19 protein-coding genes are annotated in these 24,419 nt (G+C 67.2%); 7 read left to right on the forward strand and 12 right to left on the reverse strand.

The window, feature by feature from the left end:
- Positions 1-14: 14 nt before the first annotated feature.
- A complete protein-coding gene (locus tag ACYU8W_RS06355; RefSeq protein WP_129625115.1) occupies positions 15-977 on the reverse strand; it encodes a heme o synthase in 963 nt (320 codons plus the stop codon).
- Positions 978-1,200: 223 nt separating this feature from the next.
- On the opposite strand from ACYU8W_RS06355, the gene tkt reads away from it, so the two are divergent.
- From tkt to pgl, 6 genes are read left to right on the forward strand one after another with little or no spacing between them, the layout of a single operon-like run.
- Complete coding sequence (gene tkt, locus ACYU8W_RS06360) at positions 1,201-3,411, forward strand: transketolase (protein WP_499467584.1); 2,211 nt, start codon at positions 1,201-1,203, stop codon at positions 3,409-3,411.
- Positions 3,412-3,470: 59 nt separating this feature from the next.
- Complete coding sequence (tal, locus tag ACYU8W_RS06365; RefSeq protein ID WP_129625113.1) at positions 3,471-4,586, forward strand: transaldolase; 1,116 nt, start codon at positions 3,471-3,473, stop codon at positions 4,584-4,586.
- Complete coding sequence (locus tag ACYU8W_RS06370) at positions 4,583-6,220, forward strand: phosphoglucose isomerase-related protein (protein WP_499467586.1); 1,638 nt, start codon at positions 4,583-4,585, stop codon at positions 6,218-6,220. The genes tal and ACYU8W_RS06370 overlap by 4 nt, the downstream gene beginning before the upstream one ends.
- Positions 6,217-7,761, forward strand: a complete 1,545-nt coding sequence (zwf, locus tag ACYU8W_RS06375) for a glucose-6-phosphate dehydrogenase (RefSeq protein WP_499467588.1) — start codon at positions 6,217-6,219, stop codon at positions 7,759-7,761. The genes ACYU8W_RS06370 and zwf overlap by 4 nt, the downstream gene beginning before the upstream one ends.
- A complete protein-coding gene (locus ACYU8W_RS06380; protein WP_499467590.1) occupies positions 7,758-8,711 on the forward strand; it encodes a glucose-6-phosphate dehydrogenase assembly protein OpcA in 954 nt (317 codons plus the stop codon). Before zwf ends, ACYU8W_RS06380 begins: the two co-directional genes overlap by 4 nt.
- A gap of 32 nt (positions 8,712-8,743) precedes the next feature.
- Entirely contained in the window at positions 8,744-9,508 is a 765-nt protein-coding gene (gene pgl, locus ACYU8W_RS06385; RefSeq protein ID WP_499467597.1) for a 6-phosphogluconolactonase, read from the forward strand.
- 104 nt (positions 9,509-9,612) lie between these two features.
- Here the strand turns inward: pgl and ACYU8W_RS06390 are convergent, their stop codons facing one another.
- From ACYU8W_RS06390 to uvrA, 11 genes are all read right to left on the reverse strand, one after another.
- A complete protein-coding gene (locus ACYU8W_RS06390; protein WP_129625108.1) occupies positions 9,613-9,963 on the reverse strand; it encodes an RNA polymerase-binding protein RbpA in 351 nt (116 codons plus the stop codon).
- A 20-nt stretch (positions 9,964-9,983) separates the two neighbouring features.
- Positions 9,984-10,229 (reverse strand): preprotein translocase subunit SecG, encoded by a 246-nt coding sequence (gene secG / locus ACYU8W_RS06395; RefSeq protein ID WP_129625107.1) that lies wholly within the window; start codon positions 10,227-10,229, stop codon positions 9,984-9,986.
- Between the two features lie 153 nt (positions 10,230-10,382).
- A complete protein-coding gene (gene tpiA / locus ACYU8W_RS06400) occupies positions 10,383-11,183 on the reverse strand; it encodes a triose-phosphate isomerase (protein ID WP_499467600.1) in 801 nt (266 codons plus the stop codon).
- Positions 11,184-11,260: 77 nt separating this feature from the next.
- Positions 11,261-12,460 carry a phosphoglycerate kinase gene (locus ACYU8W_RS06405; protein WP_499467602.1) on the reverse strand — a complete coding sequence of 400 codons (1,200 nt, stop codon included), beginning with the start codon at positions 12,458-12,460 and terminating at the stop codon, positions 11,261-11,263.
- A 4-nt stretch (positions 12,461-12,464) separates the two neighbouring features.
- Entirely contained in the window at positions 12,465-13,472 is a 1,008-nt protein-coding gene (gene gap / locus ACYU8W_RS06410; RefSeq protein ID WP_141928654.1) for a type I glyceraldehyde-3-phosphate dehydrogenase, read from the reverse strand.
- A gap of 176 nt (positions 13,473-13,648) precedes the next feature.
- Complete coding sequence (gene whiA, locus ACYU8W_RS06415) at positions 13,649-14,632, reverse strand: DNA-binding protein WhiA (protein ID WP_129625103.1); 984 nt, start codon at positions 14,630-14,632, stop codon at positions 13,649-13,651.
- A gap of 87 nt (positions 14,633-14,719) precedes the next feature.
- Positions 14,720-15,658: a gluconeogenesis factor YvcK family protein gene (locus ACYU8W_RS06420; RefSeq protein ID WP_499467605.1), complete on the reverse strand. Its 939-nt coding sequence runs from the start codon at positions 15,656-15,658 to the stop codon at positions 14,720-14,722.
- A complete protein-coding gene (gene rapZ / locus ACYU8W_RS06425) occupies positions 15,655-16,581 on the reverse strand; it encodes an RNase adapter RapZ (protein WP_499467606.1) in 927 nt (308 codons plus the stop codon). Before rapZ ends, ACYU8W_RS06420 begins: the two co-directional genes overlap by 4 nt.
- 15 nt (positions 16,582-16,596) lie before the next feature.
- The gene (uvrC, locus tag ACYU8W_RS06430) at positions 16,597-18,594 is read right to left on the reverse strand and encodes an excinuclease ABC subunit UvrC (RefSeq protein ID WP_499467608.1); all 1,998 of its coding nucleotides are present in this window, start codon (positions 18,592-18,594) and stop codon (positions 16,597-16,599) included.
- Positions 18,595-18,684: 90 nt separating this feature from the next.
- On the reverse strand, positions 18,685-19,167 hold the full coding sequence (locus tag ACYU8W_RS06435) for a Rieske (2Fe-2S) protein (RefSeq protein WP_499467610.1): 483 nt from the start codon (positions 19,165-19,167) through the stop codon (positions 18,685-18,687).
- A gap of 82 nt (positions 19,168-19,249) precedes the next feature.
- Complete coding sequence (gene uvrA, locus ACYU8W_RS06440; RefSeq protein ID WP_499467612.1) at positions 19,250-22,294, reverse strand: excinuclease ABC subunit UvrA; 3,045 nt, start codon at positions 22,292-22,294, stop codon at positions 19,250-19,252.
- 262 nt (positions 22,295-22,556) lie between these two features.
- Between uvrA and ACYU8W_RS06445 the strand changes: the two genes are divergently transcribed.
- Positions 22,557-24,419: a glycoside hydrolase family 15 protein gene (locus ACYU8W_RS06445; RefSeq protein WP_499467614.1), complete on the forward strand. Its 1,863-nt coding sequence runs from the start codon at positions 22,557-22,559 to the stop codon at positions 24,417-24,419.

A 24,419-nucleotide genomic window follows, 5' to 3' on the forward strand; every position in this document is an offset into this window, starting at 1 on the left:
GTCGCCGCTGGCAACTACAGACCTGGGAGGGCGGCGTACAGGATCGGGTCGAGGGCGACACCGAGGAAGACCAGCGTCAGGTAGCTGATCGAGTAGTGGAACAGCCGCATCGGCTTCAGCACCGAGTACGGCACTCCCTGCTTGGCGCGCGCCTGCAGCTTGTGCGCCTCGACCAGGAACAGTGCGCCGGACAGCACGGCGAGCACGGTGTAGATCCATCCCATCGGGGCGACCGGGATCAGCACCAGCGTGGTCAGCACGGTCACCCAGGAGTAGATGACGATCTGCCTGGCGACCGCGGTGTCCTGCGCGACGACCGGGAGCATCGGCACACCGGCGTTGGCATACTCGTCCTTGAAGCGCATTGACAACGGCCAGTAGTGCGGCGGCGTCCAGAAGAACACGACCAGGAACAGCACGAGCGCCGACCACGACAGCGAGTCGGTGACGCTGGACCAGCCGATCAGCACCGGCATGCAGCCGGCGACGCCGCCCCAGACGATGTTCTGGGATGTGCGGCGCTTAAGCAGCATCGTGTAGAAGCCGACGTAGAGCACGATCGCGCCCACCGACAGTGCAGCCGACAGCCAGTTGACCAGCAGGCCGAGCCACAGCGTCGAGGCCACACCGAGCACGGACGCGAAGATCAGCGCGTTGCGCGGGCAGATTGCGCCGGTGACCAGCGGGCGACCCTCGGTCCGGTGCATCAGCTTGTCGATATCACGGTCGAGGTAGCAGTTGAACGCGTTCGCGGAACCGGCCGACAACGAGCCGCCGACAAGGGTGGCCAAGATCAGCCAGACATTCGGGATACCGCGCTCGGCCAGGAACATCACCGGGAAGGTGGTCACCAGCAGGAGTTCGATGATCCGCGGTTTGGTGAGGGCGACGTAGTCGGCAATCACCTGGCGGGTGGAGCGATCGGTCGATCCGGCGTCGTTCGTACGGCCGGCCGTACGCGGCTCGATCGTGGTCACGATGCTCCTTGACGATGGTTCGTGCGGTGAACGCGCACGAACTCGAGTCTATCCCTTCGGTTCCGGCCGCCCGAACGCTCACCCGATGTGCCGGCGTCCGACGCGAGTGAGACTCGCCACCCCACGGCGCCCCAGTCGACCCGCACGCAGCCGACACCGACGCGTGCGTCAGGTCTAGGCTCGAACACGAACCCAATTCTCCGTTTCGAAGGAGCCCTCACACGTGACCACGGACGCCTCCCCCATCGCCGGTCGTGACGACAGCCTGACCCTGCCGAAGGCCGACGCGGTCGGCTGGACCGACCTCGACGTCCGCGCAGTCGACACCGCGCGCATCCTCGCGGCCGACGCGGTGCAAAAGACCGGCAACGGTCACCCCGGCACCGCGATCAGCCTCGCGCCGGCGGCGTACCTGCTCTACCAGAACGTGATGACCCACGACCCGTCCGACCCGCATTGGTTGGGTCGGGACCGGTTCGTGCTGTCGGCCGGACACTCCAGCCTGACCCAGTACATCCAGCTCTACTTCAGCGGCTACGGCATGCAGCTGTCCGACCTGGAGGCGCTGCGCACCTGGGAGTCGGCGACGCCCGGCCACCCGGAAACCACGCATACCACCGGTGTCGAGATCACGACCGGTCCGCTCGGCTCGGGCTTCGCGTCCGCGGTCGGCATGGCGATGGCCCAGCGCCGTCAGCGCGGTCTGCTCGACCCCGACGCACCGCAGGGCGAGAGCCCGTTCGACCACCACATCTACGTCGTCGCAGGTGACGGCTGCCTGATGGAGGGCGTCAGCGGCGAGTCCAGCTCGCTCGCCGGCACCCAGAAGCTCGGCAACCTGATCGCGATCTACGACCAGAACCAGATCTCCATCGAGGACGACACCGACGTCTCCTTCACCGAAGACGTCAAGGGCCGTTACGAGTCCTACGGTTGGGAGGTCATCGAGGTCCCGTGGCGCAAGCAGCACGGCACCACCGACCCCGGCTACGTAGAGGACGTCGACGCCCTCTACGCCGCTTTGCTGAAGGCCAAGACTCAGGCCGACAAGCCGAGCCTGATCATTCTGCGCACGGTCATCGCCTGGCCCTCGCCCACCAAGCAGGGCACGGGCAAGTCGCACGGTTCGGCACTCGGCGACGAAGAGGTCACCGGTCTGAAGAAGCTGCTCGGCTTCGACGGCCGCAAGACCTTCGAGGTCAGCGACGCCGTGATCGACCACGCCCGCGGTGTCGTGCAGCGCGGCAAGAAGGCGCGCGCCGATTGGGACGCCAAGTACGAAGCGTGGCGCAAGGCCAACCCGGACAACGCGACGTTGCTCGGCCGCCTGGTCGACCGCAAGCTGCCCGAGGGTTTCGAGAAGGCGTTCCCCACCTTCGAGGCCGACGAGAAGGGCATCGCCACCCGTGCGGCGTCCGGCAAGATCCTCACCGCGCTGGCCGACGTCATGCCGGAGCTGTGGGGCGGTTCGGCCGACCTCGCCGAGTCGAACAACACCACGATGGGCGGCCAGCCCTCGTTCATCCCGGCCGATCGGCAGACCGAGGAGTGGAAGGGCAACCCGTACGGACGCACACTGCACTTCGGTGTTCGTGAATTCGCAATGGGCCTGGCACTCAACGGAATCGCCCTCGAAGGATTGACCCGTCCGTACGGCGGCACCTTCCTGGTGTTCTCCGACTACATGCGTCCGGCGGTGCGCCTGGCTGCCCTGCAGAACATCCCGGTCACGTTCGTCTGGACCCACGACTCCGTCGGTCTGGGCGAAGACGGTCCGACCCACCAGCCGATCGAGCACCTCGCCGCGTTGCGCGCGATCCCGATGCTGGACGTCGTCCGCCCGGCCGACGCCAACGAGACCGCCGTCGCATGGCGCACGATCCTGGAGACCACCGACCACCCCGCCGGTCTGGCGCTGTCGCGTCAGGCGCTGCCGACGCTCGACCGCAGCGAGTACGCGTCTGCCGACAACGTCGCCAGGGGTGCGTACGTGCTGGCCGACACCGACGGCACGCCGGACGTGATCCTCATTGCCACCGGCTCCGAGGTGTCCGTGGCCATCCAGGCGCGAAAGGCGTTGGAGGGCAAGGGCGTTGCTGCCCGAGTCGTCTCCGCTCCTTGCCTCGAATGGTTCGAGAAGCAGCCGAAGAGCTACCGCGACCAGGTGCTTCCGCCGTCCGTCAAGGCGCGCGTCAGCGTCGAGGCCGGGATCTCGATGCCCTGGCACCGCTACGTCGGCGATGCCGGCCGCTGCGTGTCGATCGAGCACTTCGGTTCGTCCGCCGACGGCGCACTGGTGCTGAAGAACTTCGGCATCACTCCCGACCACGTCGTCTCGGCGGCGCAGGAGTCGATCAAGGACGCCACGAGCGGTGACGCTGTCCCCGGCGTCGACGTCGAGGTGCCCGTCTGGCCGCTGTCGAAGCGGCACTGAGCACCGCCTGAACTTCGCTCCGTCACAAGCACATACAGCTGATTCCCGAGAGGAATGACATGACCAACAGCAACACCAAGGCATTGTCCGAGGTCGGAGTCTCGATCTGGCTGGACGACCTGAACCGCACGATGCTCGAGCAGAACGAGCTGGCCAAGCTGGTCGAGGAGAAGAACGTCGTCGGTGTCACCACCAACCCGACGATCTTCGCCACCGCACTGTCGGACGGCGCTGCCTACGACGAGCAGGTGAAACTGCTCGCTGCCGACGGAGCAGATGTCGACGAGGCGGTCTTCCTGATCACCACCGACGACGTCCGCACCGCGTGCGACCAGTTGATGTCGGTCTACGACAGCACCGACGGCAAGGACGGACGCGTGTCGATCGAGGTCGACCCGCGACTGGCCAAGGACACCGACGGCACCATCGAGAGCGCGAAGAAGCTCTGGAAGAGCGTCGACCGCCCGAACGCGATGATCAAGATCCCTGCGACGCAGGCAGGCCTGCCGGCCATCACCGCCGTTCTCGCCGAGGGCATCAGCGTCAACGTGACGTTGATCTTCTCCCTCGATCGCTACCGCGCGGTCATGAACGCCTATCTCGAGGGTCTGGAGCAGGCCGACAAGAACGGACACGACCTGTCCAAGATCCGTTCTGTCGCGTCCTTCTTCGTCAGCCGCGTCGACTCCGAGATCGACAAGCGCCTCGACGAGATCGGTACGGACGAGGCCAAGGCGCTCAAGGGCAAGGCCGGTGTGGCGAACGCCCGGCTGGCCTACCAGGCCTTCGAAGAGGTCTTCTCGACCCCGCGTTGGCAGTCGCTCGCCGACGACGGCGCCCACGTCCAGCGCCCGTTGTGGGCCTCGACCGGTGTGAAGAACCCGGAGTACAAGGACACCATGTACGTCGTCGACCTCGCCGTCGCCGACACGGTCAACACGATGCCGCCCAAGACGCTCGACGCGCTCGCCGACCACGGTGAGGTCGCGGGCGACCAGGTGACCGGTGGCTACGACGGTGCCCGCGAAGTGCTCGCCCAGCTCGACACCGTGGGCGTCGACTACAACGACGTCGTGAAGGTGCTCGAGGACGAAGGCGTCAGCAAGTTCGAGGGCTCCTGGGGCGAGCTGCTCGACTCGGTGAAGGGCGAGCTCGACAAGGCGGCCGCCAAATGAGCAACATCGAGGTGCTGCCGGTAGGCGCTGCCGCCGACGCGATCGAACGGCACCTGCCCGAACTCGTCCAGGACAATGTCGCGAGCCGCCTGTTCGCGCAGGACGCGACGCTCTGGGGCAAGGACGCCGAGAGCGAATCGGCCAAGCGACTGGCCTGGGTGGGGCTCGCAGAGTCCTCGCGTCCGCTGGTCGCCGAGATCGAGGACCTGCGAAAGTCGCTGCAGGACAAGGGCGTCAGTCGGGTCGTGCTGTGCGGCATGGGCGGATCGTCGCTGGCTCCCGAGGTCATCTGCGCAACGGCCGGGGTGCCGATCACCGTTCTGGACAGTTCGCAGCCGGACATGGTGCGCGCGTCCGTCCAGGAGCAGCTCGACCAGACCGTCGTCGTCGTGTCGTCGAAGTCGGGCGGCACGGTCGAGACCGACTCCCAGCGCCGGGCGTTCGTCGACGCGTTCGAGAAGGCGGGCATCGACCCGACCGAACGCATCGTCGTGGTCACCGACCCGGGCAGCCCGCTCGACGAGCAGTCCCGCAAGGACGGCTACCGGGTGTTCAACGCCGACCCGGACGTCGGAGGTCGCTACTCGGCTCTCACCGCGTTCGGACTGGTGCCGAGCGGTCTGGCCGGTGCCGACATCTCAACACTGCTGGACGAAGCTGCTTCTGCCACAGAGCGATTGGGTGCCGACGACGACTCGAACCCGGGCCTGCGTCTGGGCGCCGCGATCGGTGGCACGCAGCCGTTGCGCGACAAGCTGGTCTTCGTCGACGCCGGTACCGAAGCCGTCGGGTTCGGCGACTGGGTCGAGCAGTTGATCGCGGAGAGCACCGGCAAGCAGGGCAAGGGTTTGCTCCCGGTGGTCGCCGGTCAGGCATCGGTCGACACCGACGAGCACGCGGACGACGAGTTGGTGGTCCACCTCACCTCCGGTGACCCCGGCACGCTGAGCGGCGACGCCGTCGCCGTCTCGGGCACGCTCGGCGCCACGTTCCTGTTGTGGGAGGTCGCCACGGCGGTCGCCGGGCGGTTGCTCGGCATCAACCCGTTCGACCAACCCGATGTGGAATCGGCGAAGGAAGCGGCCCGCTCGATGCTCGAGTCGGGCACCGGTGCGGCGGACGACCCGGCGTTCACCGACGGTTCCATCGAGGTGCGCGCTTCGGGCGACTTCCTGGGTAGCGCTTCGACGGCAGCGGACGCGATCGCAGCCTTGTTGCGCGAGGTGCCGAAGGACGGCTACCTGGCGATCATGGCCTACCTCGACCGCATCGCCGACCGGTCGCTGGCCGACGTCCGGCAACTGTTCGTTCGTTCGTTGCACCGTCCGGTCACGTTCGGCTGGGGCCCGCGCTTCCTGCACTCCACCGGTCAGTACCACAAGGGCGGACCGGAGTTCGGTGTGTACCTGCAGATCACCACCGAGCCCCGCGAGGATCTGTCGGTGCCCGGCCGCGACTTCACCTTCGGTGACTTCGTCGCAGCGCAGGCCGCCGGCGACGCCAAGGTGCTGGCCGACAAGGGACGTCCGGTGCTACGTGTGCACCTCACCGACACCGAGCAGGGCATGAGCGATCTCACTCAGGCGATCCGCACCGCGACCAGTTCGCACGCGGGTTCGCAGGGCGGCTCGTGACCACTGCTCGCGTCGCACGCGGGATCAACCCGTTGCGGGAGGCGGCCGACCGCCGCCTCCCGCGCATCGCGGGTCCGTGCAGTCTGGTGATGTTCGGTGTCACCGGAGACCTCGCCCGCAAGAAGCTGCTGCCCTCCATCTACGACCTCTACAACCGCGGTCTGCTGTCCCCCAGCTTCTCCCTCGTCGGCTTCGCCCGGCGCGACTGGGAGGACCAGGACTTCGGACGCATCGTCAAGGACGCGGTCAAGGAGGGCGCCCGCACGGGCTTCTCCGAGGACGTCTGGCGTGACCTGTCGAAGGGCCTGCGATTCGTGCCCGGTGCCTTCGACGACGACGAAGCCTTCGACGAGTTGGCCCGCACCGTGGAGGAACTCGACCAGGAGCGCGGCACGGGCGGCAACCACGCGTTCTACCTGTCGATCCCACCGGCCGCGTTCGGCACCGTCTGCCAGCAACTCGAACGCTCCGGCCTGTCGACGCCCAAGCCGGACACTTGGCGTCGCGTGGTCATCGAGAAGCCGTTCGGTCACGACCGCGAGAGCGCCCGGAAGCTGAACGAGATCGTGGGTGCGGTCTTCCCCACCGACTCTGTCTTCCGGATCGACCACTACCTGGGCAAGGAGACCGTCCAGAACATCCTGGCGCTGCGCTTCGCCAACCAGTTGTTCGAACCGGTCTGGAACGGCAACTACGTCGACCACGTACAGATCACGATGGCCGAGGACATCGGCATCGGAGGTCGCGCCGGCTACTACGACGGCATCGGCGCCGCCCGCGACGTCATCCAGAACCACCTGCTGCAGTTGCTCGCAATCACCGCGATGGAGCAGCCGAACTCGTTCTCCGCCAAGGCTCTTCGCACCGAGAAGGAGAAGATCCTCGCCGCGGTGAAGCTGCCCGCCGACATCGGCAAGCACACTGCGCGGGGTCAGTACACCGCGGGCTGGCAGGGCTCGGAGAAGGTCATCGGCTATCTCGACGAGGACGGCATCGCGAAGAGTTCCACCACCGAGACGTACGCCGCGATGAAGCTCGAACTGGCCACCCGACGCTGGGCGGGCGTGCCGTTCTATCTGCGCGCCGGCAAGCGACTCGGCAAGCGGGTGACCGAGATCGCCGTCGTGTTCAAGCGTGCCCCGCACCTACCCTTCAACGAGAACTCGACCGAGGAACTCGGCCAGAACGCGATCGTCATCCGTGTGCAGCCCGACGAGGGCGTCACCATCCGCTTCGGGTCGAAGGTGCCCGGCGCGGGCTCGATGGAACTGCGCGACGTCACGATGGACTTCGGCTACGGCACCGCGTTCACCGAGTCGAGCCCCGAGGCTTACGAACGACTCATCCTCGACGTCCTGCTCGGCGACCCGCCGCTGTTCCCGCGACACGAGGAGGTCGACCTGTCCTGGCAGATCCTCGACCCGGTGGAGCGGTACTGGGAACGGCATGGCAAGCCCGCACCGTACGAGGCCGGTACGTGGGGACCGACGACGGCCGACACGATGATGAAACTCGACGGCCGCTCCTGGAGGATCCCGTGATCGTCGACCTGCCCAGCTGCAACACCCGCGACATCTCCAAGCAACTCCTCAGGCTGCGTTCGCAGGTCGGTGCAGTGACTCTCGGTCGGGTGATGACGCTCATCGTCGTCACCGACGAGGCCCACGCGGACGCCGCGATCGACGCCGCCGCGGAGGCCAGCAGGGAGCACCCGAGCCGCATCCTCGCTCTGGTCAGCGGACACCGTCGCGCGGCCAGCCGGCTGGACGCGCAGGTGCGCGTCGGCGGCGAGGCCGGTGTCAGCGAGCTCGTGGTGATGCGGATGTACGGCGAACTCGCTCGACACGGCGGCAGCATCGTCACTCCGCTCCTGCTGCCCGACTCGGCGGTCGTTGCGTGGTGGCCGGGTGCCGGTGAGACCGACCTGGCCGGCTCGTCCGTCGGCTCGCTGGCCGGACGACGGATCACCGATGTGTCCTTGGACAAGAACCCACGTCGGGCATTGGCCCGTCGAGCCGAAAACTACACGCCCGGTGACACCGACATGGCGTGGTCGCGCACGACCAGGTGGCGAGCGCTGCTCGCGACGGCATTGGACCAGTCTCCGTTCGAATCGGTCGATTCGGTGACGGTGACGGGTGCGTCCGATTCAGCCAGTGCCGACCTGCTCGGTGGGTGGCTCGCCGTCCGGTTGCGTTGCCCGGTCCGACGGGTGTCTGCTGCGGCCGGTCGCGGGTTGGTCAGCGTCCGGATGGAGCGTGAGAGTGGACCGATCGTGTTGGAACGCGCGACCGACGACCAGGCGACGCTCACCCAGCCGGGTCACCAACCGCGTCCGTTCCCGTTGCCCCGGCCGACCACGGCCCAGGCGCTCAGCGAGGAGCTGCGGCATCTGGACAAGGACGAGGTCTACCGACTCGCGCTGCAGAACATCGGGCTGATGAGAACAACTTCGGCGGCGAAGCAGACATCATCGAGCAAGAGCACGTAACCCTCTCCCCCGCACGCACAACGAGGAGCGCCGTGAGCGACCGCACGATCGAGATCCGTCCCGACAAGAATGAACTGGCAGCGGCGATCGCCGGAGCCCTCGAGCAGGCGGTCGACGCGGCACTGCGACGCGGACGGAACGCGCACATCGCGCTGACCGGCGGCTCCATGGGCCAGGAACTCATGAAGGCCTGGGTCGCCCGCGCCGACGACGAGCGCGACTGGACGCGCGTGCACATCTGGTGGGGCGACGAACGTTTCGTGCCCGCCGACGACGACGACCGCAACGACAAGCAGGCGGACGACGCGGGTCTGAAGAAGCTGGGCGTCCCAGCGAACAACGTGCATCGCATGCCCTCGAGCGATGACGGTGACGTTGCCGCGGGAGCCGAGGCATACGCTCAGGAGCTGGCGGAGTTCACCGACGTGACTGCGGTCGGTCTGCCGGAGAAGCCTCAGATGCCGACCATCGACGTCCTGATGCTCGGCGTCGGGCCGGACGGTCACGTCGCGTCCTTGTTCCCCGGCCACCGCGACCAGTTGGTCGACCGGGTCACCGTCGTTGCGGTGCAGGATGCCCCGAAGCCGCCGCCCACTCGCCTCAGCCTCACTTTCCCCGCGCTCGCGGAGGCGCGCGAGGTCTGGCTCATGGTGGCCGGCGAAGACAAGGCGGACGCCGTCGCGACTGCCTTCAGTTCCAGCGACCCGATGGAGTGCCCGGCCTCCGTCGTCGGCGGCCAGGTGAGCACGACCTGGTGGCTCGACACCGCAGCAGCCTCGAAGGTCGAGCAAAGCTGATCCCGGTGGTCGAGTAGGTGCGCCGGCGCTGCAACCGGTTATGAGAGGCCCCCGGAAACGACGATGCCGCCCGAACCGTGGTTCGGGCGGCATCGTCGTTCGAGCTACTTGATCAGACCGCGGTTGCGCAAGGTCTCCAGCGCCTCGTCCAGGATGACGGCGCCTTCGGCGTCGCTACGACGCTCCTTCACGTAGGCCAGGTGTGTCTTGTACGGCTCGGCCTTCGGCGGAGAAGGAGGGTTCTCCTGGTCCTGACCGGCCGGGAAACCGCAGCGCGGGCAGTCCCACTGCTCCGGCACGACCATGCCCGGCTCCTGCGCGAAGCTCGGCTTGGTCTCGTGCCCGTTGGAGCACCAGTACGAGATGACGACTCGGGGTGCGGACTCGCCGCGCTCCGCTTCGCCCATGGGTCCGGCGCCGACTCGGCTACCCCGGATTGCGTTTCCACCTGCCACGATCGTTCTCCTTCTGGTGCTTAGGCGCTGAAGCGTGCGACGAGCCCCAGCCCGACGATCGCCGTGATCCAGGTCAGACCGGCGATCACCGTGAGGCGATTGAGGTTCTTCTCGGCGACCGAGGAGCCGCCGAGGTTGCTGCTGACACCGCCGCCGAACATGTCGGACAGGCCACCGCCCTTGCCCTTGTGCATGAGGATCAACAGCACCAGGAACAGGCTGCTGAGCACGACCACCGCCTGCAACGCGATCCGCACCGCATCCACGTCGGGAACTCACCTTCGTCGGGAACATCGTCAGTCGTCGAACGGCGACAACCCGTCCAACTTTACGGCATGGACGTGGCCGCTCCGAGCAGCCGTACGCCGACCCGCCGTGATGGCCGGGTCGGCGTACGCGTTACCGCAGGCCGACGGTGCTCAGCTGCCGCCGCCGTGGTGCTGCTTGTACCGGCAGATGGTGGCGAACTCGACCGGGTCGGTGCTCGCGCCGCCGACGAGCGCACCGTCGACATCGGCCTCCGCCATGATCGAGGCGACATTGCCCGACTTCACCGAGCCGCCGTAAAGGACGCGGACGCCGTCGGCTAGCTTCTGGTCGTACAGCTTCGCGAGCTCACCACGGATCGCCGAGCAGACCTCCTGGGCGTCGCCCGGGGTCGCGACCTCGCCGGTGCCGATCGCCCATACGGGTTCGTAGGCGATGACGATCGACTCGACGGACGTCGCGGCCAGCCCGTCGAGGGCGGCACGCACCTGCCCGAGAACGAACTCGACCTGCTCGCCGGCCTTGCGGGTCTCGAGCTTCTCGCCGACGCACAGGATCGGGGTCAGATCGTTCTTGTAGGCGGCCTTCACCTTCGCTGCCACGACCTCGTCGGTCTCGTCGTGGTACTCACGACGCTCGGAGTGACCCACGACCACGTAGGTGCAGCTGAGCTTCTTCAGGAACACCCCGGCGATGTCGCCGGTGTAGGCGCCTTCGTCGTGCGGGCTGAGATCCTGTGCCCCGAGCTTCAGCTTGAGCTTGTCGCCGTCGATCAGCGTCTGCACCGAGCGCAGGTCGGTGAACGGCGGGATGATCGCGACCTCGACCTCGTCGTAGTTGTGCTTGCCGTCGCGCAGCGTCCAATCCAACTTCTGCACCAGCACGGTGCCCTGCTGGTGGTCGAGGTTCATCTTCCAGTTGCCGGCGATGAGCGGAGTGCGGGTATCTGCCACTTCGATTCCTTCGGTAGAAGCGTGAGGCGGCGGACGATCGAATCGCCCACCGCCTCAGGCGTTTTGGTTCGGGTTCCTCAGCTTTCGAGCACGGCCAGGCCGGGCAGTTCCTTGCCCTCGAGGTACTCCAGGCTCGCGCCACCACCGGTGGAGATGTGCGTGAAGTCGGAGTCCTCGAAACCGAGCTGACGGACGGCAGCCGCAGAGTCGCCGCCACCGACGACGGTGAGCGCGCCGTTCTTGGTCGCCTCGACGAGCGCGCCCGCGAGCTCCTTGGTGCCGGCCGCGTACGGCTCCATCTCGAACGCGCCCATCGGGCCGTTCCAGAAGACCGTCTTGGCCGACTTCACCTTCTCGGCGAAGACCTTCGCCGACTCCGGTCCGATGTCCAGCCCCATCCGGTCGGACGGGATCGCGTCAGCAGCGACGACCTCGTGGTCGGCGTCCGCCGAGAACTCGGTGGCCGCGACGACGTCGGTGGGCAGCACGATCTCGACGCCGTCCTTCTGCGCCTGCTCCAGGTAGCCCTTCACGGTGTCGATCTGGTCCTTCTCCAGCAGGCTCTTGCCGACCTCGTGACCCTGGGCCGCGAGGAAGGTGAAGACCATGCCACCACCGATGACGAGCATGTCGGCGGTCTTGAGCAGGTTGTCGATCACGCCGAGCTTGTCGCTGACCTTGGCGCCACCGAGCACGACCGCGTACGGCTTCTCGGGGTCCTTGGTGAGACGCTCGAGCACCTTCACCTCGTCCTGCACCAGGTCGCCGGCGCCGTGCGGCAGCTTCTGCGCCACGTCGTAGACGGACGCCTGCTTGCGGTGCACCACACCGAACCCATCGCTGACGAAAACGTCTGCGAGGCTCGCGAGTTCGTCGGCGAACTTGCCGCGCTCCGCCTCGTTCTTGCTGGTCTCACCCGCATTGAAGCGCAGGTTCTCCAGCAGGACGACGTCGCCGTCCTTCATCGCCTCGACCTTCTCCTTCGCCGACTCCCCCACCGTGTCGGTGGCGAATTCGACGGAGCTGCCGAGCAATTCGGCGAGGCGCTCGGCGACGGGTGCGAGCGAGTACTTGTCCTCCGGCTCGCCCTTCGGGCGGCCGAGGTGCGCACACACGATGACCTGAGCGCCCTGCTCGGTCAGCTTCTTGATCGTCGGCACCGAGGCGCGGATGCGTCCGTCGTCGCCGATCTTCTTGCCGTCCAGCGGGACGTTGAGGTCGCTGCGCAGCAGCACCTTCTTGCCCGAGAGGTCGCCCAGGTCATCGATCGTGCGCATCGGCTCAGAGGTCCTTGCCGACGAGCTCGACGAGGTCGACGAGGCGGTTGGAGTAACCCCACTCGTTGTCGTACCAACCGACGACCTTGACCATGTTGCCGGTGACCTTGGTCAGGCCGGCGTCGAAGATGCAGGACGCCGGGTCGGTCTCGATGTCCTTGGAGACGATCTCGTCCTCGGTGTAGACCAGGTAACCCTTGAGCGGGCCTTCCTCGGCGGCCTTCTTCACCGCAGCGTTGACCTCCTCCACGGTGACCTCCTTGGAAGCCTCGAAGGTGAGGTCGGTGGCCGAGCCGGTCGGGGTCGGCACGCGCATCGCGTAACCGTCCAGCTTGCCCTTCAGTTCCGGCAGCACCAGGGCGACGGCCTTGGCCGCGCCGGTGGTGGTCGGCACCATGTTCAGGGCTGCCGCGCGGCTGCGGCGCAGGTCCTTGTGCGGGCCGTCCTGCAGGTTCTGGTCCTGGGTGTAGGCGTGGATGGTGGTCATCAAGCCCTTCTCGATACCGATCGAGTCGTTCAGGGCCTTCGCCATCGGCGCCAGGCAGTTGGTGGTGCAGGAGGCGTTGCTGATGATGTTGTGCGACTTCGGGTCGTACTTGTCGTCGTTCACACCCATCACGATCGTGATGTCCTCGTTCTTCGCCGGGGCGGAGATGATGACCTTCTTGGCGCCTGCGTCCAGGTGCGCCTTGGCCTTCTCGGCGTCGGTGAAGAAACCGGTGGACTCGACGACGACGTCGACTCCGAGGTCCTTCCACGGCAGGTTGGCCGGGTCCTTCTCGGCGAAGGCACGGATCTTCTTGCCATCGGCGGTGATCGACTCGTCGTCATAGGTCACCTCGCCGTCGAAGCGTCCGAGGATCGAGTCGTACTTGAGCAGGTGGGCGAGCGTCTTGTTATCGGTGAGGTCGTTGACGGCCACCACCTCGACGTCAGCACCCGAGGCCACCACGGCCCGGAAGAAGTTGCGGCCGATGCGGCCGAAGCCATTGATTCCTACGCGGACGGTCACAGTGAAACATCCCTTTCTGGGAGGCGGTATCCGAACTTACGGACGGGCTCCCCCGAGAGGATCCAGTGCTGCGAGAACCTCACGAGGTGTCACCTTCGACCCTATGGGATGACCGGGAAGTAACTGCAATCAGGCCGCACCGGAAATCAGCAGGCGGAACGAGTCGTGAGACGCACTCACTCGCCGTCGAGCATGTCCGGGGTCAAGCCGGCCTCGGTGCCCTCGATGCCCATCTCCTCGGCCTTCTTGTCGGCCATGGCCAGCAGACGGCGGATGCGTCCGGCGACGGCGTCCTTGGTCATCGTGGGCTGGGACAGTTGGCCCAACTCCTCGAGACTGGCCTGCTTGTGCTCCAGCCGCAGTCGGCCCGCATGTGCGAGATGTTCGGGCACCTCGTCGCCGAGGATCTCCAGCGCCCGCTCCACCCGTGCCCCGGCGGCGACCGCGGCACGCGCCGAGCGACGCAGGTTGGCATCGTCGAAGTTGGCCAGGCGGTTGGCGGTCGCGCGCACCTCGCGGCGCATCCGGCGCTCCTCCCAGGACAGCACACAGTCGTGCGCGCCCAGTCGGGTCAGAAGTTGGCTGATCGCGTCGCCGTCGCGGATCACCACACGGTCGACGCCGCGCACCTCGCGTGCCTTGCTGGCGATACCCAGCCGGCGAGCGGCCCCGACGAGCGCCAGCGCGGCCTCCGGCCCGGGGCAGGTGACCTCGAGCGCCGACGAGCGTCCGGGTTCGGTAAGCGAACCGTGAGCCAGGAACGCCCCGCGCCACGCCGCTTCGGCGTCGCAGATCGCGCCGTTGACCACGCGCGGCGGCAGGCCCCGGACGGGGCGGCCCCGGTTGTCGATGAGCCCCGTCTGGCGGGCCAGGGCCTCACCGTCATGGCTGACCCGGACCACGTAGCGGCTGGTGCGCCGGATGCCGCCGGCGCTCATCACGACGACGTCGGGCACCTGCCCGTAGAGGTCGGCGATGTCGCGACGCAACCGGCGGGCGGCATTCGCGGTGTCGAGCTCCGCCTCGATGACGATGCGACCACCGACGATGTGCAGACCTCCCGCGAAACGCAGGATCGCGGAGACCTCCGCCTTGCGGCAACAGGTCTTCGTGACCGGCAACCGGCTCAGTTCGTCCTTGACCGCGGATGTCATCGCCATGGCGGCAATCCTCTCACCGCTGTCCAGACCGGCTCGTGGCCGAACTGGGCAGCGTCCCTCAGGTTCGATTCAGGTCCGTCGGCAAGGTCAGCCGAGGATGTCTCGATAGGCAGCAGCGAGCAACAGTACGTCGTGTGTGCTCGAGTGGTGACGGTTGGCAACCGATTTGAGGATCAGTTCCGCCCCGACGGACTCGGCCGCGCGGCGTAGGAGGTCTTCCTGACCCACCACCGCCTCGGCGTCGGCGAGCACGGCGTCGAAGTGGAGTTCGGGGGCGTGAGCGACCATCACCTCGAGGTGGTTGGCGGCGGTGAAGCCCTCGGTCTCACCACTGTTGACGACGTTGAGGGTCAGCAACCGGCGGGCGCGGGTCTGTACCAGCGCCTCGCGCAGATCGGGCACCGCGAGGTGCGGCATCACAGAGGTGAACCAGGAGCCCGGACCGAGCACCACCCAGTCCGCGTCATGGACGGCGTCGAGCGACTCGCGGCACGCCAGCGGGGGGTCGGGCAACAGCCGGATCGACTGAACGCGTCCCGGTGTCGTGGCGACCTGCACCTGACCGACGACCTCGGTGACCTCGTCCGAACCCGGCTCGGCGCCCTGCACCATCGCGCGGATCTCGAGGGGCTCGGTCGACATCGGCAGCACGCGGCCACGCGCTCCCAGCAGGCGACCGACGAAATCGAGACCGGAGACCGGGTCGCCGCGCAAATCCCACAGCGAGGCGATGATCAGGTTGCCGAGGGCATGCCCGCCGAGCGGACCGTCGCCGGCGAACCGGTGCTGCAACGCGTCCCGCCACTGCAGGCCCCACTCGGTGGAGTCACACAAGGCAGTGAGTGCCATGCGCAGGTCACCGGGCGGAAGGATGTCGAACTCCTCGCGCAAGCGTCCGCTCGAGCCACCGTTGTCGGCGACCGTCACGATCGCGGTGATCCGGTCGGTGACCAGTTGCAGCGCCTGCAGCGAAGCCGACAGGCCGTGGCCCCCGCCGAGTGCGGCGACCCTGGGGCGGCCGCTCACTCGCGCCCCAGATCGCGGTGCACCACCACGGCACGCAGCCCGGGGACGTCGTCCAACCGGCCGCGCAACGCCTCGGCCATCGCGACCGAACGGTGTTTTCCGCCGGTGCAGCCGAACGCGATCGTCACATAGCTGCGTCCCTCTCGCAGGTAGCCCTGCAGCATCGGCTCGAGCATCGCCTCCGCGCGGTCGAGGAACTCGGCGGCACCCGGCTGGGACAGCACGAAGTCGGAGACGACCGCGTCCTGACCGGTGAGCGGCCGCAGGTCGGGGTTCCAGAACGGGTTGGGCAGGAAGCGCATGTCCAGGACGATGTCGGCATCCAGCGGGATGCCGTACTTGAACCCGAACGACAGGACGGCCACGCGCATCCTGACCTCGGTGCCGTCCGGACCGAGGAACTGCTTCACCTTCGCAGTCAGCTGGTGCACGTTGAGGCCGCTGGTGTCGATCAGAACATCGGAGGTGGCGCGCAACTCCCCCAGCGCCGCACGCTCGGACTGGATACCGTCGAGCAGACGTCCCTCCCCTTGCAACGGGTGGGGACGGCGTACCGACTCGAAGCGGCGCACGAGCGCCTCGTCGGTCGCGTCGAGGAAGAGCACCGCCGGACGCCATCCGCCGTCGCGCAGCCGGTCGAGCCCGTCTCGGAAATCGGTGAAGAAGGTGCGGGCTCGGATGTCGACCACGGCCGCCAGCTTGGCCGGCTTGCGGGCCTGACCGCCGGCCAGGAGCTCGGCCATCGCGGACAGCATCTGCGGCGGGAGGTTGTCGATGACGTACCAGCCGGCGTCCTCCAGGACGTTCGCCGCGGAGGTGCGTCCTGCACCGCTCATGCCGGTGAGAATCAGGAACTCGTTCTTGTCGGCAGGGCTCTCGCCGACGTCGTCGTGGTCGGCCGTGGGTGCGGTCGAGTCAGTCATGCGTTCCTACTGCTCCTAGTCCAGGACTTCGCCCGTGGTCACGTTGACCGACGGCGCACTCTCATCTTGGCGCAGACGGGAGGAGATTGCCTCCGCAAGTCGAGGACCGATCCCCTCGACCTGTTCGATCTCGGCGGTGGTGGCCGTACGGATCTTCTTCACCGACCCGAACTTCTTCAGCAGCGCCTTGCGTTTCACTTCACCGAGCCCGGGAATCTCATCGAGCGCGGAGACGGTCATCGACTTGCTGCGGCGTTGCCGATGGAAGCTGATCGCGAACCGGTGAGCCTCGTCGCGGACCCGTTGCAGCAGGTAGAGACCCTCGCTGGTGCGCGGCAGGATGACCGGGAAGTCATCGCCTTCGACCCAGACCTCCTCCAGTCGTTTGGCCAACCCGACCACCGGGATGTCGTCGATGCCGAGGGCGCGCAGGGCGCGGACGGCCGCGGTCACCTGCGGCTTGCCGCCGTCGACGACCACGAGTTGGGGCGGGTAGGCGAACCGTCGCGGTCTGCCGGTCGTCTCGTCGATCGGACCGGAGGTCATCTCCTCGTCGTCCACGTCACCGAGCTCGACGTCGCCGGCATCCTGCCGATCGGACAGGTAACGCTTGAAGCGGCGGGTGAGCACCTCGTCCATGGCGGCGGTGTCGTCGAGGCGGAGTTCGCCGGACTCGGTGGGCGTGCCGCGCACCAGGAACTTGCGGTACTCCCCCTTGCGCGGCAGACCGTCCTCGAACACGACCATGCCGGCGACGACGTTCGTGCCCTGGACGTGGCTGATGTCGTAACACTCGATGCGCAGCGGCGCCTGACCGAGATCGAGGTACTCCTGCAACTCCTCCAGCGCCTTGCTGCGCGCGGTGAGATCGCCGGCGCGCGCGACCTTGTGCCTGGCCAGCGATTGGGTGGCGTTGCGGGTGACCGTCTCCATCAGCGTCTTCTTGTCGCCACGCTGCGGCACCCGCAGGGAGACCTGCGCGCCGCGTCGTTCGGTGAGCCATTCGCTCATCGCGTCGGCGTCGGTCGGCAACACCGGCACGAGCACCTCGCGCGGAAGACCTTGGCCGCTCTCCTCGCCGTACACCTGCTGTAGCAGGCGTTCGACGACGTCCGCGAGCCCCACATCGCCCTCGGCCTCCTTGTCGACGACCCAGCCACGCTGGCCGCGGACGCGACCACCACGCACGTGGAAGACCTGGACGGCTGCTTCGAGGTCGTCGTCGGCCATGCCGAAGACGTCGGTGTCGGTGGAGTCGCCGAGCACAACCGCACTGTGCTCCAACGACTTTCGCAACGCCATGATGTCGTCGCGGCGCCGCGCGGCGGTCTCGTAGTCGAGGTCGGCGGACGCCTGGTTCATCTGTTGCTCGAGGCGTTTGACGAAGCGCGTGGTGTTGCCGTCCATGAAGTCGCAGAACTCTTCCGCGATCTCCCGGTGTTCTTCGGCGCTGACGTCGCCGACACACGGCGCCGAGCACTTCTCGATGTAACCCAGCAGGCACGGACGACCCACCTGGCCGGCCCGCTTGAACACACCGCTGCTGCAGGTGCGGATCGGAAAGACCCGCAGCAGCTGGTCGAGGGTCTCCCGGATCGCCCAGGCGTGGGCGTACGGACCGAAGTAGCGAGTGCCCTTGCGTTTGGCGCCGCGCATCACCTGAGCACGCGGGAACTCCTCGCCCATCGTCACCGCGAGATAGGGGTAGGACTTGTCGTCGCGGTACTTGACGTTGAACCGCGGGTCGAACTCCTTGATCCAGGAGTACTCCAGTTGCAGGGCCTCGACCTCGTTGCGGACGACCGTCCACTCGACCGATGCGCCGGTGGTGACCATCGTCCGGGTGCGCGGGTGAAGGGCGGTGATGTCCTGGAAATAGGAGGACAGCCTGCTGCGCAGAGACTTCGCCTTGCCGACGTAGATGACCCGTCCGTCCTTGTCGCGGAAGCGGTAGACACCCGGGTCGATCGGGATGTCGCCCGGTTTCGGTCGGTAGGAGGAGGGGTTGGCCACGTATCCACTCTAAGGAGGGCCACCGACATCGCAGACCACCCCACCGAGGCGTCTGCGCGTCGGTGGGGTGGTCTGCCGAACAAGGAGGTCTCAGGTCACCTTGAGGTTGTCGCCCTCCACGCTGACCTTCTTCTCGTCCAACGGCTTCTCGGCGGGACCGTTCTTCACCGAGCCGTCGGCCAGGGAGAAGGCGCTGCCGTGGCAGGCGCATTTGATCTGGTCACCGTCGATCTTGGTCATCGGGCACTTCTGGTGCGTGCAGATGTTGCTGAACGCCTTGAACTGGCCTTCGGACGGCTGACTGACGACGACCAACTTCGCCTTGTCGACGAATCCGGAGCCGACCGGCACCTGCGACTTCGGGATCACCGCTGCGTCGGCGGCGACCGAGGACGCGCTCTGCGAAACCTCTCCGGCGCCGGAACTCGCCTTCGCGCCGAGATCGGACGCGGTGGCCTTCGCCGCCTCCTGGTCCTCCTTGCTGCACGCGGCCAGGCCGCCGGCTGCAGCCACGATGCTCATACCGCGAAGAACCGAGCGTCGGTCCTCGTCGAAGGGCTTCTTGTCGGTCATCGCTACCCCCAGTCGTCGGAGTGTTTGCCCATCCTGACAAAAGGGTTGACCGGGCAACAGCCCGCGCGACCTGTGAATTCGCCTACTTCTTCGAGGTGGCCTTCGTGGTCGTCCTCTTCGTGGCCGCCTTCTTCACCGGTGACTTCTTGGGCGCAGCCTTCTTCGTCGCCGGCTTGGTCAGGACCTTGCTCGAGGAACTGGCCGACCGGGTCTGCGACGGACGAGCAGCGCCGGACGCGGCGAGCAGCGGCTTGAGGAATCGGCCGGTGTGGCTCTCGGCGACCTCGGCGACGTCCTCGGGCGTGCCCTCGGCGACGACGGTGCCACCGCGGAAACCGCCCTCGGGACCCATGTCGACGAGCCAGTCGGCCGACTTGATGACGTCGAGGTTGTGCTCGATGACCACCACCGTGTTGCCCTTGTCGACCAGACCCTGCAGCACGAGTAGCAGCTTGCGGATGTCCTCGAAGTGCAGACCGGTGGTCGGCTCGTCGAGCACGTAGATCGTGCGGCCGGTCGATCGCTTCTGCAGTTCGGAGGCGAGCTTCACGCGCTGTGCTTCACCGCCGGACAGCGTCGGTGCCGGCTGTCCGAGACGGACATAACCGAGTCCCACGTCGACCAGCGTGTTCATGTGCCGGGCAATGGCGGGCACCGCGGCGAAGAAGTCCTTCGCCTCCTCGATCGGCATGTCCAGCACCTCGGCGATCGTCTTGCCCTTGAAGTGCACCTCGAGCGTCTCGCGGTTGTACCGCGCCCCGTGGCAGACCTCGCACGGCACGTAGACGTCGGGCAGGAAGTTCATCTCGATCTTGAGCGTGCCGTCACCCGAGCAAGCCTCGCAGCGACCGCCCTTGACGTTGAAGGAGAACCGGCCGGGCATGTAGCCGCGCACCTTCGCCTCGGTGGTCTCGGCGAACAGTTTGCGGATGTTGTCGAACACACCGGTGTAGGTGGCCGGGTTGCTGCGCGGCGTGCGGCCGATCGGGCTCTGGTCGACGTGCACCACTTTGTCGAGTTCGTCCAGGCCCTCGACCGTGCGGTGACGCCCCGGGACGTGGCGCGCTCCGTTGAGTTGGTTGGCCAGGACGTTGTAGAGGATCTCGTTGACCAACGTGGACTTGCCGGAGCCCGAAACGCCTGTGACAGCAACGAGATTGCCGAGCGGGATCGACACGTCGACGTTCTGCAGATTGTGCTCGCGGGCGCCGCGGACGACGACCGTGCGGCCGTCCTGCGGACGACGCACTGCGGGCGTCTCGATCTGGCGGCGACCGGCCAGGTAGTCGCCGGTGATCGACTTCTTGTTGGCGAGCAGATCCTTGACCGATCCGGCGTGCACGACCTCGCCGCCGTGCTCGCCCGCCCCCGGACCGATGTCGATGACCCAGTCGGCGGTGGCGATCGTGTCCTCGTCGTGTTCCACCACGATCAGCGTGTTGCCGAGATCGCGTAGGCGGGTGAGCGTCTCGATCAACCGGTGGTTGTCGCGCTGGTGCAGACCGATGGACGGCTCGTCGAGCACGTACAGCACCCCGACCAGACCGGATCCGATCTGCGTGGCGAGCCGAATTCGTTGTGCCTCACCCCCGCTCAGCGTCGCGGCAGGACGGTCGAGCGACAGGTAGTCGAGTCCGACGTCCAGCAGGAAGCCCAGCCGCGCGTTGATCTCCTTGATCACCTGCTCGGCGATCTGCCGCTCGCGGGGCGTGAAGTCGACGCTCTCGAGGAAGGTAGCGGACTCCGAGATCGGCAGCGCACACACCTCGGCGATGGAATGCCCGCCGACGGTGACCGCAAGCGTCTCGGGCTTGAGGCGCGACCCCTTGCACGTCGGGCACGGGACCTCACGCATGTAGCCCTCGTACTTGTCGCGGCTCCAGTCGGATTCGGTCTCACTGTGCCGGCGCTTGATGAACGGGACGACGCCCTCGAACCCGGTCGTGTACGAGCGCTCGCGACCGTAGCGGTTCCGGAACTTCACGTGCACCTTGTAGTTCTGGCCGTGCAGCAGCGCTTCCTGCGCCCGCTGGGGCAACGCGCGCCAGGGCGTGTCCAGGGAGAACCCGAGATCCTTGCCCAGCGCGCCGATCACTCGGGTGAAGTAGTCGCTCGACGTGCCGCTGGTCGTCCACGGCAGGATCGCACCCTCGGCGATCGATTTGTCCTCGTCGGGCACGACCAGTTCGGGGTCGACCTCGAGTTCGGTGCCCAGACCGGTGCACGCAGGGCAGGCACCGAACGGGCTGTTGAAGGAGAACGACCGCGGCTCGATCTCGTCCATGCCGAGCGGGTGGTTGTTCGGGCACGCCATCTTCTCGGAGAAGCGGCGCTCGCGCTCCGGGTCGCCGGCCTCCTTGTCGACGAACTCGATGAGCACGATGCCGCCGGCGAGACCGAGTGCGGTCTCGATGGAGTCGGTGAGTCGCTGCTTACCGGTGCGGTCGTCCGGTCCCTTGGCGACCAAGCGGTCGACGACGACATCGATGGAGTGCTTCTTCTGCTTCTCCAGCTTCGGCGCCTCGGAGAGGGTGACCACCTCGCCGTCGACTCGGGCGCGCGAGTAGCCCTTGGCCTGCAGTTCGGCGAACAGGTCGAGGTACTCGCCCTTGCGCTCGCGCACCACCGGCGCCAACACCTGGAACTTGGTGCGGTCGGGCAGCTGCATCAACTGGTCGACGATCTGCTGCGGGGTCTGGCGACCGACCGGCTCGCCGCAGATCGGGCAGTGCGGGCGACCGGCACGCGCATACAGCAGACGCAGGTAGTCGTAGACCTCGGTGATGGTGCCGACCGTCGAGCGCGGGTTGCGGTTGGTGGACTTCTGATCGATCGACACCGCGGGCGACAGGCCCTCGATGAAATCGACGTCCGGCTTGTCCATCTGGCCGAGGAACTGACGCGCGTACGCCGACAGGGACTCGACATAGCGGCGCTGGCCCTCGGCGAAGATCGTGTCGAAAGCCAGCGACGACTTGCCCGAGCCGGACAGGCCGGTGAACACGACGAGACTGTCGCGGGGCAGGTCGACACTGATGTTCTTGAGGTTGTGCTCGCGCGCACCACTGATCCGAAGATGATCGTGCGTGGGGCGGGCGGAAGCGTTCGAAGGGGTCTGTGCAGGCACGACCGCAATGCTAAGCCGCGCCACCGACAACCTCCGCTTCGCGAGCCGAACGACTGCGTCACGTTCTCACCGATGGCGCCGCGCTGTGTTTGCGCTCCGCTTGAACCCCTGGCGACTCATGGCGCAGCAGTACGGATTGGTCATCACCGATGTCACCTGCGGTGCGGCCAAGACCCAGGACTTCGCGGGCCTCGGCTGACGAGCACGAACAGGCAACGGCGCGGTTCCCGAGGCAGCCGCGCCGTTGATCTAGTCTGGCGCGATGCTCGAAGACCTGCCGGTAGGCGTCGAACGCGCTCGCGAACCCGCTCACACCCCGATCGAGGACTACGCGATCATCGGCGACACCGAGACCGCCGCACTGGTGAGCCGGTTCGGTTCGATCGACTGGCTCTGCCTCCCCCGGTTCGACAGCGGCTCCTGCTTCACCAATCTGCTCGGCACCCCCGAACACGGTCGTTGGCTGTTGCGACCGTTCGGTCCGTCCGAGGCCACACGTCGGTACGTCGGCAACACCTCGATCCTCGAGACCACACACCGCACTGCGACCGGGATCGTCAAGATCACCGACCTCATGCCGCTCGGCATGGAACGCGCCGACCTCGTCCGGATCGTCGACTGCATCGAGGGCGAGGTCGAGATGCAGCACGAGTGGATCGTCCGCTTCAACTACGGACGCACCCGCCCCTGGGTGTCGCACCACCCCAACCTCGAACCCGACCAGGACGCGCTCATCGCGATCGCCGGCCCCGACATGCTGGTGCTGCGCAGTTCGCGCGGCCCACAGGCCGAGGACGGCACGCACCGCGACCGGTGGACGATGCGGGCCGGTGACCGCGAGGAGTTCGTCATGAACTGGCACGCGTCGTGGAAGCCGATCCCGCCCCCGACCGATGTCGAAGCGCGGGTCGCGAAGACCTTCGCCACCTCCGAGGCGTGGGCTTCGGCCTGCACCTACGAGGGCCCGTACGAAGACGCGGTCGTGCGATCGCTGCTCGTCCTTCGGCTGCTCACCGATACCCGTCGCGGTGGCATCGTGGCCGCTCCGACGACGAGCCTGCCGGAGGACTTCGGCGGGGTACGCAACTGGGATTACCGCTACTGCTGGCTGCGCGACGCAGCGCTCACGCTGGAGGCACTGCTCGCCGCCGGTTTCGTCGAGGCCACCGACCTGTGGCGCGATTGGTTGATCCGCGCGATCGCCGGTGACCCCGAGGACATGCAGATCATGTACGCGGTCGACGGCGGACGTGAACTCCCCGAGCGAGAACTCGACCACCTGCCCGGTTACGCAGACTCCAAACCGGTACGGATCGGCAACGGCGCGGTCGACCAACGTCAGACGGATGTCCTGGGCGAGGTAATGATCGCGCTGGAGGACGCCCGGACGATGGGCCTGACGGAGTCCGAACGATCCTGGGCAGTCCAGCGCGCTCTGGTGGAGGACCTCGCCGAACACTGGGACCAGGCCGACAACGGGCTGTGGGAGATCCGCGGTCCGCTACGGCACTTCACTCACTCGCGGGTGATGGTCTGGGCGGCGTTCGACCGTGCGATCAGTGCGGTCGAGGACCACGGCGCCGATGGCCCGGTGAAGCACTGGCGCGAACTGCGCGACCGTGTTCGTGCCGAGATCATGGAGCGCGGGTTCAACAGCGACATCAACTCCTTCGTGCAGCACTACGGCACCACCGAGGTCGACGCGAGCCTGCTGCTGATCCCGTTGGTGGGCTTCCTGCCGGGCGACGACCCGAAGGTGCTCGGCACCATCGAGCGCATCGAGCAGGACCTGATGCGGGATGGACTGTTGTTGCGCTACCGCACCGAAGCCGGCGTCGACGGACTCCCCGGCGACGAACACCCGTTCCTGGCCTGCTCCTTCTGGCTGGTGTCGGCGTACGCCAAGGCGGGCCGCCTGGACGACGCACACCGATTGATGCAGCGACTGGTCGGCCTCTGCAACGACGTCGGTCTGCTCGCCGAGGAGTACGACGTCGACAACGACCGGATGGTCGGCAACTTCCCGCAGGCATTCAGTCACCTCACCCTCGTCGGCGCCGCCGTCGAACTCGCCCGGGCGGAGAAGGAGGCTGCGGCCACAACGGCAGGCACGCGTCCGGCATAG

This window comes from Yimella radicis (assembly GCF_054778255.1).

Excerpts from the sequence above, each read along its gene's own strand:
- tal (WP_129625113.1), top strand. The coding sequence starts at position 3,471 with ATGACCAACAGCAACACCAAGGCATTGTCCGAGGTCGGAGTCTCGATC.
- ACYU8W_RS06370 (WP_499467586.1), top strand. The coding sequence starts at position 4,583 with ATGAGCAACATCGAGGTGCTGCCGGTAGGCGCTGCCGCCGACGCGATC.
- ACYU8W_RS06405 (WP_499467602.1), bottom strand. The coding sequence starts at position 12,460 with ATGCGCACGATCGATGACCTGGGCGACCTCTCGGGCAAGAAGGTGCTG.
- whiA (WP_129625103.1), bottom strand. The coding sequence starts at position 14,632 with ATGGCGATGACATCCGCGGTCAAGGACGAACTGAGCCGGTTGCCGGTC.
- rapZ (WP_499467606.1), bottom strand. The coding sequence starts at position 16,581 with ATGACTGACTCGACCGCACCCACGGCCGACCACGACGACGTCGGCGAG.
- ACYU8W_RS06435 (WP_499467610.1), bottom strand. The coding sequence starts at position 19,167 with ATGACCGACAAGAAGCCCTTCGACGAGGACCGACGCTCGGTTCTTCGC.
- ACYU8W_RS06445 (WP_499467614.1), top strand. The coding sequence starts at position 22,557 with ATGCTCGAAGACCTGCCGGTAGGCGTCGAACGCGCTCGCGAACCCGCT.